The sequence below is a fragment of the Exiguobacterium sp. s80 genome (assembly GCF_018618725.1).
Classification (GTDB): domain Bacteria; phylum Bacillota; class Bacilli; order Exiguobacteriales; family Exiguobacteriaceae; genus Exiguobacterium_A; species Exiguobacterium_A oxidotolerans.
The window spans coordinates 1148868-1162174 of the sequence record NZ_JACSMP010000001.1 but is presented as its reverse complement, the minus strand read 5'-3'; the positions used below and the strand labels follow the sequence as shown (position 1 = coordinate 1162174).

14 protein-coding genes and 1 riboswitch are annotated in these 13307 nt (G+C 48.4%); of the genes, 12 read left to right on the top strand and 2 right to left on the bottom strand.

Annotated elements, in window-relative coordinates; translation table 11 throughout:
• Window position 1 precedes the first annotated feature (1 nt).
• From rpe to KNP94_RS06155, 3 genes are all read left to right on the top strand, one after another.
• Window positions 2-658: a ribulose-phosphate 3-epimerase gene (gene rpe / locus KNP94_RS06165; protein ID WP_029330870.1), complete on the top strand. Its 657-nt coding sequence runs from the start codon at window positions 2-4 to the stop codon at window positions 656-658.
• Window positions 659-678: 20 nt separating this feature from the next.
• A riboswitch (TPP riboswitch) is annotated at window positions 679-785 on the top strand.
• Window positions 786-849: 64 nt separating this feature from the next.
• Window positions 850-1410 (top strand): energy-coupled thiamine transporter ThiT, encoded by a 561-nt coding sequence (thiT, locus tag KNP94_RS06160; protein WP_029330869.1) that lies wholly within the window; start codon window positions 850-852, stop codon window positions 1408-1410.
• A 2-nt stretch (window positions 1411-1412) separates the two neighbouring features.
• A complete protein-coding gene (locus KNP94_RS06155) occupies window positions 1413-2012 on the top strand; it encodes a thiamine diphosphokinase (protein WP_214892062.1) in 600 nt (199 codons plus the stop codon).
• A 217-nt stretch (window positions 2013-2229) separates the two neighbouring features.
• Here KNP94_RS06155 and KNP94_RS06150 read toward each other — a convergent pair whose 3' ends face one another.
• Together KNP94_RS06150 and rpmB are read right to left on the bottom strand one after the other, a co-directional pair.
• A complete protein-coding gene (locus tag KNP94_RS06150; RefSeq protein ID WP_215115427.1) occupies window positions 2230-3639 on the bottom strand; it encodes an amino acid permease in 1410 nt (469 codons plus the stop codon).
• A gap of 139 nt (window positions 3640-3778) precedes the next feature.
• Window positions 3779-3967 (bottom strand): 50S ribosomal protein L28, encoded by a 189-nt coding sequence (rpmB, locus tag KNP94_RS06145; protein WP_023468758.1) that lies wholly within the window; start codon window positions 3965-3967, stop codon window positions 3779-3781.
• A gap of 284 nt (window positions 3968-4251) precedes the next feature.
• Here rpmB and KNP94_RS06140 point away from each other — a divergent pair, with 284 nt between their 5' ends.
• The 9 genes from KNP94_RS06140 to fabG all read left to right on the top strand — a co-directional run bounded on the left by KNP94_RS06140 (window position 4252) and on the right by fabG (window position 13292).
• Window positions 4252-4614, top strand: coding sequence for an Asp23/Gls24 family envelope stress response protein (locus KNP94_RS06140; RefSeq protein ID WP_029330866.1), 363 nt, complete (start codon window positions 4252-4254; stop codon window positions 4612-4614).
• A gap of 25 nt (window positions 4615-4639) precedes the next feature.
• Complete coding sequence (locus tag KNP94_RS06135; RefSeq protein WP_369834716.1) at window positions 4640-6313, top strand: DAK2 domain-containing protein; 1674 nt, start codon at window positions 4640-4642, stop codon at window positions 6311-6313.
• Window positions 6314-6405: 92 nt separating this feature from the next.
• Window positions 6406-7068 (top strand): L-serine ammonia-lyase, iron-sulfur-dependent subunit beta, encoded by a 663-nt coding sequence (sdaAB, locus tag KNP94_RS06130; protein WP_088837393.1) that lies wholly within the window; start codon window positions 6406-6408, stop codon window positions 7066-7068.
• 4 nt (window positions 7069-7072) lie between these two features.
• Entirely contained in the window at window positions 7073-7969 is an 897-nt protein-coding gene (gene sdaAA, locus KNP94_RS06125; RefSeq protein ID WP_088837392.1) for an L-serine ammonia-lyase, iron-sulfur-dependent, subunit alpha, read from the top strand.
• A complete protein-coding gene (gene recG / locus KNP94_RS06120) occupies window positions 7953-9983 on the top strand; it encodes an ATP-dependent DNA helicase RecG (RefSeq protein WP_215115426.1) in 2031 nt (676 codons plus the stop codon). Before sdaAA ends, recG begins: the two co-directional genes overlap by 17 nt.
• A gap of 85 nt (window positions 9984-10068) precedes the next feature.
• Window positions 10069-10635 carry a transcription factor FapR gene (fapR, locus tag KNP94_RS06115; RefSeq protein ID WP_029330861.1) on the top strand — a complete coding sequence of 189 codons (567 nt, stop codon included), beginning with the start codon at window positions 10069-10071 and terminating at the stop codon, window positions 10633-10635.
• Window positions 10635-11621 carry a phosphate acyltransferase PlsX gene (gene plsX, locus KNP94_RS06110; RefSeq protein ID WP_029330860.1) on the top strand — a complete coding sequence of 329 codons (987 nt, stop codon included), beginning with the start codon at window positions 10635-10637 and terminating at the stop codon, window positions 11619-11621. Before fapR ends, plsX begins: the two co-directional genes overlap by 1 nt.
• Window positions 11622-11640: 19 nt before the next feature.
• Window positions 11641-12564 carry an ACP S-malonyltransferase gene (fabD, locus tag KNP94_RS06105; RefSeq protein WP_215115425.1) on the top strand — a complete coding sequence of 308 codons (924 nt, stop codon included), beginning with the start codon at window positions 11641-11643 and terminating at the stop codon, window positions 12562-12564.
• Window positions 12561-13292, top strand: a complete 732-nt coding sequence (gene fabG / locus KNP94_RS06100; RefSeq protein ID WP_214892056.1) for a 3-oxoacyl-[acyl-carrier-protein] reductase — start codon at window positions 12561-12563, stop codon at window positions 13290-13292. Before fabD ends, fabG begins: the two co-directional genes overlap by 4 nt.
• Window positions 13293-13307 lie beyond the last annotated feature (15 nt).

The following is a 13307-nucleotide window of genomic DNA, read 5'->3' as shown; positions in this document are numbered from 1 at the left end:
AATGATTAAAATCGCACCATCTATTTTATCAGCAGATTTCGCCAACCTAGAACGAGACGTTAAAGCTGTCGAGGCGGCAGGAGCAGATTACATCCATTTCGACGTCATGGACGGCCAGTTCGTCCCGAACATTTCATTTGGTCTACCCGTCCTCAGTAGTCTTCGTCAAAAGACGGACATGGTCCTTGACGTTCATTTAATGATCGATCGACCAGAAAACTTCGTCGAAGCGTTTGTAGCGGCAGGAGCGGATATCGTCACCTTCCATGTCGAAGCGACGAATCATGTCCATCGTGTCTTGCAACAAATTAAAGGGGCTGGAGCAAAGGCCGGCGTCGTGCTGAATCCACACACGTCACTGTCGACGATTGAACATGTCCTAGAAGAAGTCGACATGGTCTTGTTGATGACGGTCAATCCAGGATTTGGCGGACAAGCTTTCTTGCCGAGCGTCATGACGAAGCTGAAGCAATTAGCGATGATCAAAGCAGAGCGCGGTTTGACGTTCGAAATTGAAATCGATGGTGGTGTCAACGCGGAAACGGCAAAACTGTGTATCGACAATGGGGCAAACGTCCTTGTCGCAGGTTCTGCAATCTACAATGCACCAGACTATGCAGAAGCCATCACTAGTATTCGAAACGCGGCTCACGTATAATAGAGCCAAGACAATTAAATTTTGACCGCAAGGGGTGTCGCGTCAAGCGGCTGAGAGAAGTGAGTAGACTTTAACCCTTCGAACCTGTTCCGTTCAGACGGACGTAGGGATGTGGCGCACGCAGGCAGTACGGCGTCCGTCGTACTGCCTTTTTGTTGTCATCATTATTTTATTTTTAGGAGGAACACAGTATGAAACGATTACAAATGTTAATGGAGATTGCGATTTTCGCGAGTCTCGGTGTTGTATTTGATTTATTGATTCCGTTCAAAATGCCACAAGGCGGATCCATCAGCTTAGCGATGTTACCGATTTTCGTCATGGCCTTTCGTCACGGCGTCGTTGGTGGTGTCATCACGGGTGCGCTCGTCGGAACGATTCAATTGATGTTCGCTCCGCAAGTCTTGACGGTCGTCCAACCGCTGCTTGACTATACGCTTGCATATGGTGTCGTCGGTTTGAGTGGAGTGTTTGCAGGCCAAGTCAAAAAAGCAGCAACAGAAGGTCAAAAAAAGCGTCTCATGACGATTGTCTTGTTTGCGACCTTGTTAGGTGCAGGTCTACGTTACATCTGTCATGTCATCAGTGGAATCGTCTTTTTTGCAGAGTATGCCAAAGGACCTGTCGTTCCATACTCGTTCATTTATAACGCGACGTATATGGCTCCGTCGTATGTTTTATGTGGGGTCGTTGCAGGTATTTTGCTTACGACAGCACCACGTCTTTTACGTTACTCCGCTCGCGGTATTTAAAGATGAGAGTTTTAATCGTTGCGGCAGGACCGGCAGAAGACGTCCCGACGCTCGCACCATTCGTGAAAGACAAGACGATGATTATCGGTGTTGACGGCGGGATTGCGACATTAGTGGAGCAAGGACTTGATTTTGATGTGGCAATTGGTGACTTTGATTCGCTCGGATACGTTCCGGATGGTGGATTGCTTCATCCGGCAGAAAAAGATGAAACGGACTTAGAACTAGCGTTACGTTACGCTACCGAACAGGCTGCAGGTGCTGAACTACTCATCTTTGGTGCGACGGGTGGTCGGCTCGACATGACGCTACAGAACGTCTATTTGTTAAAACAATTCCCGACAGCACGACTCGTGACGAAACGTGAGGATGTCCGGTACTGGAAAACCGGTCAGTACGAACTCGCGTCTGAAGGGTATCATTACCTGTCATTCATTCCCCTTGTCCCGTCGAACTTGACGTTACGCGGCGTCAAATACCCTTTGACGGAGCATCCTGTTCCGGTCGGTGGTTCGCTGACGGTCAGCAATGAGTGGGTTGGTGTTGCGCAAGTGACGGTCGTCGAAGGGGAAGTTCTCGTCCTGCGCACGCACGAAAAATAAAAACGTGATAGACGCGACTCCATCATATCCCGCTGAAGCGATCGGGACATGCGTTCTTCAAGTACACGTCATGACGTCATGAACAAAAAGATAGGTATGGCAAACGCCGATGACTCCGTATGTGAAACGGAATCATCGGCGCTTTGATTTTTTAGCAGCTTATTTAGTTAGCCGCCTGTTTGAGATTAACCCGGTGTATCCAGGGTCCGATAACAAGTTACCGATTGTCGTGAAGTGTCGAACTGGCTGCCTGTTGTTCGCTTTTGGCAGCGATATGTTTCCCTTTGACGAAGAGATGGTAACTCGCCCATGTCAGTAGGAAGAAAGGGACGCCGAGATATAAGGCGACGCGTTGATCGGCTTGAAAACCTAAACTGATTAAGACGAGCAGATTGAGTGAGAATGAGAGGATGGGTAAGACTGGGAAGAACGGTGTTTTGAACTTCAGTTCGTCAAGCGTGTGTCCTGCCTTGATGAATTGGCGTCGGAAAGCGATTTGCGAAGCGGAAATCGAGATCCAACCGACTTGTGCTCCGAGACCGGCGATGGATAATAGCCAGATGAAGACGGTATCTTCTGCGAAGAATGCCGTCAATAAGGATAACATCGCGAACAGCATCGTGAACGTTAAGGCGCGCATCGGCACACCCCGCTGATTGACGATGGCGAGTTTCTTTGAAATCATGCCTTCTTGCGACATCGACCAGAGCATGCGTGTCGCAGCATACAGTCCAGAGTTTCCGACGGATAAGAGTGCCGTCAAAACGACGATGTTCATCAAATCTGCAGCATATGGGATGCCGATTGCGTCAAAGACCATGATGAAGGGACTGCTGATGCCGCTCGCTGACTCATACGGAATTAAAGCTCCGATAATTGTAATCGAGAGGACGAAGAAAATAAACGTCCGCCAAACCGTATTACGAATCGCTTTCGGAATCGATTTTTCTGGCTCACTCGATTCCCCGGCAGCGACACCAATCAATTCTGTTCCTTGGAAAGCGAAGTTGACGGCAATCATCGTCGTCAAGACGCCGAGAGCCCCGTTCGGAAACCAGCCGTTCGCCGTGAAGTTCGCGAACAACGTAGCTGGTCGTTCAGCCGCCATATCAATCCATCCGAACCATGCGGCTCCCCCGAGTCCGATGAAGAACAGGATGGCGAGTACTTTAAGACTTGAAAACCAAAATTCTGCTTCCCCGAATGCTTTCGCAGAGATGGCGTTCAATCCGAATAAGATGACGGTAAATAAGGCGCACCAGATGACGACGGGAACCTGTGGAAACCAGCGATCCATCAGACTACCGGCAGCTGTGATTTCAAGAGCGACGGTTACGGCCCATCCGAGCCAATAAATCCAACCGACGGCAAAACCGATGCCTGGACCGATAAAACGTGTCGTATACGTTTGGAATGAACCGGACACAGGCATGTGGACAGCCATCTCTCCTAGACAGAGCATCGTTAAGTACATGATCGTCCCGCCGACGATGTAACTGAGGACCGCCCCGAGTGGTCCTGCTTGCGAAATCGTCAACCCTGAACCGAGAAATAACCCCGTCCCGATAATACCACCAAGCGAAATCATAAATAGATGTCGGCTTGTCATGGCTCTTTTTAACTGCATGATGAATTCCCCCTTGAGCAATAAAGTAACTGCCAACTTATTGTAAGCGTTTTCAAATGCTGCGACAATTACTTTAGGAGAAAAATAAAAAAGACGACAAAAAAACCGGAAGGGAAGATTCCCGTCCGGTTTTTGCGCCTTATACGCGTTCGACTTTACCTGATTTAAGAGCTCGAGCTGAAACCCAAACCTTTTTAGGTTTACCGTCAACGAGGATACGTACTTTTTGTACGTTGACTCCCCAAGTGCGTTTCGTTTTGTTCAATGCGTGTGAACGGTTGTTTCCCGACTTCGGCGATTTTCCAGTAACGTAGCATTTACGTGCCATGCGTTCCGCCTCCTTTTATGTTGTTTTGCGTTCGTCCTAATAGACACTTTGCTATCTTAGCATGGTGTCAGGACGGTTGCAACATAAAAAAAGTAGCTGACAAGAAAAAAACTTGACAGAGAACCTCAAAATTTAAAATAATGGATGAGGATGATGGTAAAAGTTCATTTGACCGCTACTATTTTTCACTTATTCATTGTATAGTCAGTACGGCGACTTTTCAATAGTAGGTCCTTATAGTAGAATTACGAGAAGAACACAATTAGTTAAAGGGGGCTACTCAGGTGGCAATCGAGATGAAAACGACCTATGGAAAGATTGATGTAGATAATGATGTCGTCGCGCAACTGGCGGGCGGAGCAGCAATGGAATGTTTTGGTGTCGTTGGTATGGCATCACAATCACAAATCAAAGATGGGCTAGCTGAATTATTGAAACGTGAGAATTTTGCACGTGGCGTCATCGTTCGACAATCTTCAGAACAAGTTCACATCGATATGCATATCATTGTGAGTTACGGTACGAAAATTTCTGAAGTCGCGAACAATGTTCAAAGCCGTGTTAAATATACGTTGAACCAAGCGTTAGGGTTAGAAGTGACATCTGTAAATATTTTTGTCCAAGGAGTCCGTTTGACGAATGTCTAAGACGGAAATAGAGGAGGAAACTTTAGTGAGTGTAGATCGTTTAACAGGAGCCCAATTAGTCAAGATGATTCAAAATGGCGCGGCAAATCTCTATCAAAATGCAGATTTCGTCGATTCACTGAACGTGTTCCCTGTGCCGGATGGCGATACAGGAACGAACATGAACTTGACGATGACATCTGGATCGAAAGAAGCAACAAACGCAACATCTGATTCTGTCGCAGACGTCGCATCAATATTCGCACGAGGTCTTTTAATGGGGGCACGTGGGAACTCTGGTGTCATCTTAAGTCAATTATTCCGTGGTTTCTCGAAATCGATTGAAGGAAAACAAACAATCGATACGAAGGAATTCGCAGATGCCTTGCAAAAAGGTGTTGATACAGCATACAAGGCCGTCATGAAGCCAGTCGAAGGGACGATTTTAACAGTTGCTCGTGAAACAGCAGTCGCTGCGATCGCACAATCGGAAACAACGACGGACTTACTTGAATTGATGCGCGGGATTGTCGAAGCATCAAAAGTTTCACTTGAAGGAACACCCGATCTTTTACCGGTCTTAAAAGAAGTCGGTGTCGTCGATTCTGGTGGACAGGGACTTGTTTGTATTTATGAAGGGTTCCTTGCGACACTCGAAGGAAAAGAACTTGAAAAACCGCATGCTCCTGTCATGGAAGCACTCGTCGAAGCAGAGCATCATAAATCGGCTCAAAGCTTCATGTCGACAGAGGAAATCCATTACGGTTACTGTACAGAAATCATGGTTCGTTTCCAAGATGATAAGTTAGCGAATGCGCCGTTCAGTGAAGAAGCATTCCGTAACGAATTATCTGAGTTCGGAGATTCACTGCTCGTCGTCGCAGATGAAGAGTTGCTCAAAGTTCATGTCCATGTCGAGACACCAGGTGATGTCATCAACAAAGGACAAAAATTTGGTGAGCTCGTCGCGGTTAAAATCGAAAACATGCGCCAACAACACTCAACGATTTTAGAAGAAGAAGGCGTCAATCACGTAACAGCTCCAGTTGCAACGAAAGCGAAAGCGAAATCTGCACTCGTCACGGTCGCAATGGGCGAAGGGATCAGTGAGCTCTTTAAATCACTCGGTGTCAGCATCGTCATCGAAGGTGGACAGACGATGAATCCATCGACGGAAGATATCGTCAAAGCGATTGAAGACGCGCATGCGGAGCACGTCTATGTGTATCCGAACAACTCGAACATCATCATGGCGGCTGAACAAGCAGCATCTGTTGCATCATGCGGCGTGACGGTCGTGAAATCAAAAACGGTCCCACAAGGACTGGCTGCGACAATCGTCTACAACCCGGAAGCGACAGTCGATGAGAACGAGCGTCACATGATGGATGCGATTGGTGCTGTCAAGTCAGGACAAATCACATATGCTGTCCGTGATACGAGTATCGATGGTGTCGAGATTAAAAAAGATGATCACATGGCGATTGCGGAAAAACAAATCGTCGCAACGGATCACTCGAGTCTCGGTGCAGCGAAGAAACTCATCGATACGCTCGTCACGGAAGATGACGAAATCGTAACGATTTTATTCGGAGAAGGCGTAGCCCAAGATGAAGTCGACGAGTTAGTCGCTTACATCGAATCTGTCAATCCGGACGCTGAAGTCGAAGTTCACGACGGAAAGCAACCGCTCTATTCATATATTCTTAGTGTTGAATAAAGAATAAATGTGAAGTTACCTTTTCACGAATCCCACCATCTGCGATAATAGAGGTGGGATTTTGTTTTGTTTAAAAGAGAGGGGGAAATGAAATGAAGTATCGTAGTGTATTTGATATCATCGGTCCTGTCATGGTAGGACCATCGAGTTCCCATACGGCAGGAGCAGCACGAATCGGTTTGATGGCGGGTAAGTTGTTCGGGGAAACGCCAACAGACATTTATATCACGTTTTATGGATCATTTGCCGATACGTACCGGGGGCACGGAACCGACGTAGCGATCATTGGTGGAGTGCTTGGTTATGATACGTTTGATGATCGGATTCCTGAGTCGATTAAAATCGCCGAAGGGAAAGGGATTCGGATTCATTTTGAAACGAGTGAAGCACTGACGGACCATCCGAACACGGCGCGAGTCCATTTAACTGACGGAGAAAATCAATTTGAACTCGTCGGCATTTCAATTGGCGGAGGAACGATTGAAATTACAGAGTTGAATGGTGTACCGTTGCGCCTCTCAGGTGGCGGGCCGGCACTTGTCGTCCTGCACCACGACCGTTTCGGGGCAATTGCGGCAGTCACAAGTATTCTCGCAGACTATGAAATTAACATTGGTCACATGGAAGTGTCGCGCCACGAAAAAGGACGTCAAGCCTTGATGGCGATTGAAATCGATGATCGGATGCCTAAAGAAGTGCTTGAAGAAATTAACCGGTTACCACAAGTCGAACGATCCGTCATGATGGGAGAGTGAAGAAATGTTTAAATCAGTAAAAGAACTCGTAGCACTCGCTACGGAAAAGAATGTCCCGATTTCGGAAATCATGATTGAACAAGAAATGACGGTCCGCCACTTAGAGCGTGATGAAGTATACGCAATGATGGAACGGAATTTACAAGTCATGGAAGAAGCTGTCGAACGGTCATTGACAGGCGACGGTGTCGAATCGGTCACCGGTTTGACAGGCGGGGATGCAGTCTTACTGCAACGATATCGGGCGTCAGGGAACGGATTATCGGGAGATCTTTTGTTAGATGCCGTCAGCAAAGCCATCGGAACGAATGAAGTCAACGCGGCAATGGGGAAAATCTGTGCGACACCAACAGCAGGGAGCGCGGGCGTCGTCCCAGGGACGTTGTTCGCCGTCAAAGAACGGCTTCAGCCTTCACGCGAGGAGATGCTCCGATACCTTTTCACATCGGGTGCGTTCGGGTTCGTTGTTGCCAATAATGCCTCCATCTCAGGTGCGGCAGGCGGATGCCAAGCGGAAGTAGGTTCGGCGACAGCAATGGCTGCAGCTGCCATCGTCGAAATGGCAGGAGGCACACCGGATCAATCGGCGCATGCGTTTGCAATTGCTTTAAAAAATATGCTTGGTCTCGTCTGTGACCCAGTCGCTGGACTTGTCGAAGTCCCGTGCGTCAAACGAAATGCGATGGGAGGAGCAAATGCGCTCGTCGCAGCAGATATGGCACTGGCTGGAATCACGTCACGTATTCCGTGTGACGAAGTCATCTCGGCAATGTATGAAATCGGTCAAATGATGCCTTCTGCCTTACGTGAAACGGCGAAAGGCGGTCTTGCGAATACACCGACTGGACGCTGGCTCGAGTCGAAGATTTTTGGAGATTTATCGAATGAATCCATCAAGTGAGGTCACGGCACTTAAGGGAGTCGGGCGTGATTTGGCAACTAAGCTTGCAGAAATGGATATCGTAACGATCTCGGACGTGCTGGAGCACGTCCCATTTCGTTACGATGATTTCGTTACGGGGAGTTTGACGGAAGCCATCCATGAAGATAAGGTCAAGTTCACAGGTCAAGTTCAATCAGAACCGCTCGTTCGTTATTACGGAAAAGGTAAGAATCGGCTAACGTTCCGGTTACTTGTCGAAGAACGGTACAGCGTCACGGTGACGATGTTTAACCGTGCCTTCTACAAAGCCCAGTTGAAGTTAGGGGAAGAAGTGACGGTCAGCGGCAAGTGGGATTTGCACCGGATGACGATTTCAGCGACGGAACTTCAATTCGGGGCGATCGAAGGTGAACTGACACCCGTCTATTCCTTAAAAGGTGACATGCGGATGAAGACGTTCCGCCGTGTCGTCGAACTCGCTTTCGCAGCAGTAGAATCAGTCGGGGAGCGGGTGCCCGATTCGATTCGGACGGCGTATCGTCTTCTCGACCGGATGACGATGCTGAAGGCGCTACACTTCCCGACGCATCGAAAAGAATTGACGGCGGCGAGAAGAAGTTATGTGTATGAAGAGTGCCTCTATTTTCAGTTAAAGCTTCAGACATTACGACTTGGAAAGCGGCAGGGACAAGGCATTGCTTTACCGTTACATCAAGCAGCCGTCGACGAGTTCATTGCAGGACTGCCATTTCCGTTGACAGGCGCTCAAAAAAGAGTGACAGAAGAAATTTTGAGTGATATGCATCGAGCAGAGCGAATGAATCGGTTGCTGCAAGGAGATGTCGGAAGTGGGAAGACCGTCATCGCGGCGATTGCCCTGTTCGCGACGATTCGTGCGAACAAGCAAGGTGCCTTGATGGTTCCGACTGAAATACTAGCGGAGCAGCATGCTTCCTCACTTGCCCCGTTACTCGAACCATTCGGGATTAAAGTCGGTCTCTTAACGAGTTCTGTCAAAGGAAAGGCTCGTGTGTTATTGCTAGAAGCCTTACGGCAAGGAGAAATCGACATCCTCGTCGGCACCCATGCCTTGATTCAGGATACAGTCGTCTTCAAGGACTTACATTTAGTGATTACGGACGAACAACATCGGTTTGGTGTCGAACAACGGAAGCGCCTCCGAGCAAAAGCAGCGCAAGCAGATGTCCTCTATATGACGGCGACACCGATTCCGCGAACACTTGCGATTTCTGTGTTTGGCGATATGGATGTTTCGATCATCGACGAGATGCCAGCAGGGCGTAAAGAAATTGAAACGTACTGGGCAAAACCAGAACAGATTGAACGTGTCTTTGGTTTTGTTGAGAAGGAATTACTTCTCGGGCGGCAAGCCTATGTCATCACGCCATTGATCGAGGAATCTGAATCGCTTGATGTTCAAAATGCAATGGAATTGCATGCCGTTCTCGTCGAACGTTTCCGCGATCATCAAGTTGGTTTGATGCACGGACGTCTCGGCTCATCTGAAAAAGACGAGGTCATGCAAGCTTTCAAGGACAATCAGGTCCAAGTCCTCGTCTCGACGACTGTCGTCGAAGTCGGGGTGAACGTCCCGAATGCCTCAATCATCGTCATTTACGATGCAGAACGATTCGGTCTCGCGCAACTGCATCAATTGCGTGGACGTGTCGGACGAGGGGATGCGCAGTCATATTGTATCTTGATTGCTGATCCGTCGTCTGACACCGGGAAAGAGCGAATTAAGACGATGACAGAGACGAACGACGGCTTCAAATTAGCGGAAAAAGACTTAGAACTACGCGGATCGGGTAATTTCTTTGGGACAGAACAAAGTGGATTGCCACGTTTCGTCCTGACAGATCCTGCTCTCGATATTCAAATCATGGAAACAGCCCGGAACGACGCCGTCCGTTTGTTACGTTCGGATGCCTTTTGGCAAACATCGGACTACGACGTGTTACGCTATTATATCGAAGAGCAAGGACTGCTTGACGGAGAAAGAATTGAATAATACTTGAAAGTGAACAACGGGGGATATATACTACTATTAGTACCAGGTGATAATAGTGATTATCCTTCTTGTAGGAGGAACGTACATGCGGGTACCTAAAAAAGAACGGCAAGTAGAACTACAGCATACGATTGAACAAAACCCATTCATCACGGATGAAGCACTTGCGCTTCATTTTAACGTCAGCATTCAGACGATTCGGCTCGATCGAATGGAATTGAAAATCCCTGAATTACGGGAACGGATTAAACACGTCGCGACAGAACGACTCGATGACGTGCGTACTTTGACCGAAAGCGAAGTCATTGGTGATATGATTGACCTGAAACTTGATACATCTGCGATTTCGATTTTAGAAATTTTGCCGGAACACGCTTTTAGCCGGAACGCGATTGCACGCGGGCATATTCTGTTCGCTCAAGCCAATTCGCTCGCCATCGCGTTAATTGATGACGAGTTAGCATTGACGACACGAGCAAACGTGCAATTTACACGATCTGTCCATGTTGGAGAACGCGTCGTCGCGAAAGCGTTCGTCAGTTCCCATCGACAAGATGGACGATCAGACATCAACGTCGAAAGTTATGTCGGTGATGAGTGTGTCTTTATCGGTGAGTTTACGGTGTATCGTAGTAGTAAGGAGGAATCATGATGATTTTAGCAGTAGATGCAATGGGTGGTGACAACGCCCCCCGTGCGATTGTCGAAGGTGTGATCCAGTATTTAGGGGAGCGCCCGAAGGCGGACATTGAAATTCGATTGGTTGGAGATGAATTGAAGTTACGTTCTTACGACATCAAGGATTCCCGTGTGACGATCGTTCACGCGGCGACTGTCATTACTGGAGAAGACGAACCGGTCCGTGCGATTCGACGGAAAAAAGATAGCTCACTCGTTGTGGCTGCAAACCTGGTGAAAACAAAAGAGGCGGATGCCTTGATTTCAGCAGGCAACACGGGAGCACTGATGACTGCCGGATTGTTTGTGATTGGTCGAATCGAAGGGGTTGACCGTCCTGCGCTGGCCCCGACTTTCCCGACAAGAAACGGAAAAGGTGTCGTCATCTTAGATGTCGGTGCTAATCCGGATGCAAAAGCAGAACATTTGCTTGATTATGCCATCATGGGATCAGTCTACGCAGAACAAGTTCGTGGTATCAAACAACCGAAAGTTGGTCTGCTCAATATCGGCTCAGAAGCTGGTAAAGGCAATGCACTGACGAAGGAAACATATCCCTTACTTGAGACTGCCCCTATTCATTTTATTGGGAATGTCGAGGCGAGAGAAGCGATGAGTGGTGATGTGGACGTAATCGTCACAGAAGGATTTGCAGGGAATACGTTGTTGAAAAGTACGGAAGGTGCTGCAAGCATGATTATGGGTGTCATGAAGGAACAGTTCATGAGTTCATTCAGTTCGAAAATCGCGGCGTTAATTTTAAAGCCGAAACTTAAAAAAATGAAGCAATTGCTCGCGTACGAAGAATATGGTGGGGCCGGGTTGTTCGGAATTGCGGCACCTGTCATCAAAGCACACGGCTCGAGCAATGCCTATGCCTTCAGTCGTGCGCTGGCACAGGCTGAAATGATGGTCGAGCAACACGTCGTTGCGAAAATCATTGAAGCGAAGACAAAATAGAGCTAAAGGAGTGAGCGAGATGGGGAAAACGGTATGGATGTTTCCGGGGCAAGGGTCACAAATGCCCGGTATGGGACAGACACTTGTCAGTGAGGAAGAAACTAAACAAACGTTAGTCGATCTCGGAACACGAATCGGCCTAGATTTAACAACGCTGTTAACGACGGGTACAAAAGAAGAACTAAAGGCGACGGAGCTTGCTCAACCCGCAATCGTCGCACATAGTACACTTCTCGCCACTCGTTATGCGGCACTCGGTAACAAACCGGACTATGTCCTTGGGCATAGCGTCGGGGAGTACAGCGCGCTTGTCGCAGCATCGGTCCTTACGCCGAGTGAAGCCGTTTATCTTGTCCATGAACGTGGTAAGTTGATGAACCAGGTTTCAGGTGGAACGATGGCTGCCGTCATCGGATTAAACGATGTCGAAGCGGCACACCATGCCGTCGAATCGATTGCGGCGACAGGTGAAATCGTGCAAATCGCGAACTACAACTGTCCCGGCCAATTTGTCATCTCAGGTCACGTCGCAGCCATCGAATCGGCGACAGCGAAATTAAAAGAGCTCGGTGCAAAGCGTGTCTTACCACTCGATGTCTCCGGTGCGTTCCACTCCTCTTTAATGACACCGTTCGCACCACGTTTCGAAGATTTCCTTGCTTCTTCACCATTCGAAGCGGCGCAAGCGAAGTTTATCTCAAACGTGGACGGATCGTTTCACGATCAACCGGACGACTTGAAACGTCTGCTCGTTCAACAATTGTATTCACCTGTTCGCTTTGAGGCATGTGTCGAGCAATTGATTGAAGAGGGTGTCGATACCTTCATCGAATTCGGACCGTCTTCACCACTTAGTGGGCTTGTCAAACGTATCAAAAAAGACGTTAAAATCATTAGTATCACGACACTTGAACAACTAGAAGCGGAGGGAATTCGTGGATGAGTAAGGTAGCACTCGTAACAGGCGCTTCCCGGGGGATTGGTGCGGCGATCGCAACACGTCTCGCGGCAGATGGTTTTAAAGTCGTCGTCAACTATGCCGGTAGCACTGAAAAAGCAGAAGCCATCGTCGCGGATATCATCGCTTCTGGTGGTGAGGCAATCGCCATCCAAGCAGACGTTGCGAACGCTGATCAAGTCAAGGCGTTGGTTAAACAGACTGTCGATACATTCGGTCAACTGGATTGTGTCGTCAATAATGCTGGTATCACACGCGACGGTTTGTTGATGCGTATGAAAGAAGCCGATTTTGATGCTGTCGTTGATACGAACCTAAAAGGGGCGTTCCTCGTCACACAAGCGGCATCACGCCCGTTGATGAAGGCGGGTGGTCGCATCATCAATATCGCTTCGGTCGTCGGCATCACGGGTAATCCGGGGCAAGCGAACTATGTGGCCGCGAAAGCCGGTTTGATTGGGTTGACGAAATCGGTCGCCCGTGAACTCGCAAGTAAAGGGGTCACAGCGAATGCGATTTGCCCAGGATTCATCGAAACAGATATGACCGATGAATTGACGGACGATCAACGGAATCTGTCACTTGGACAAATTCCATTGAAACGGTTTGGGCAAACGCAAGACATCGCAGCACTCGTCAGCTTCATCGCTTCGGATGAAGCCCGTTACATCACAGGGCAAACGCTCGCAGTTGATGGCGGCATGACAATGTAACTGAACACCGGTAGT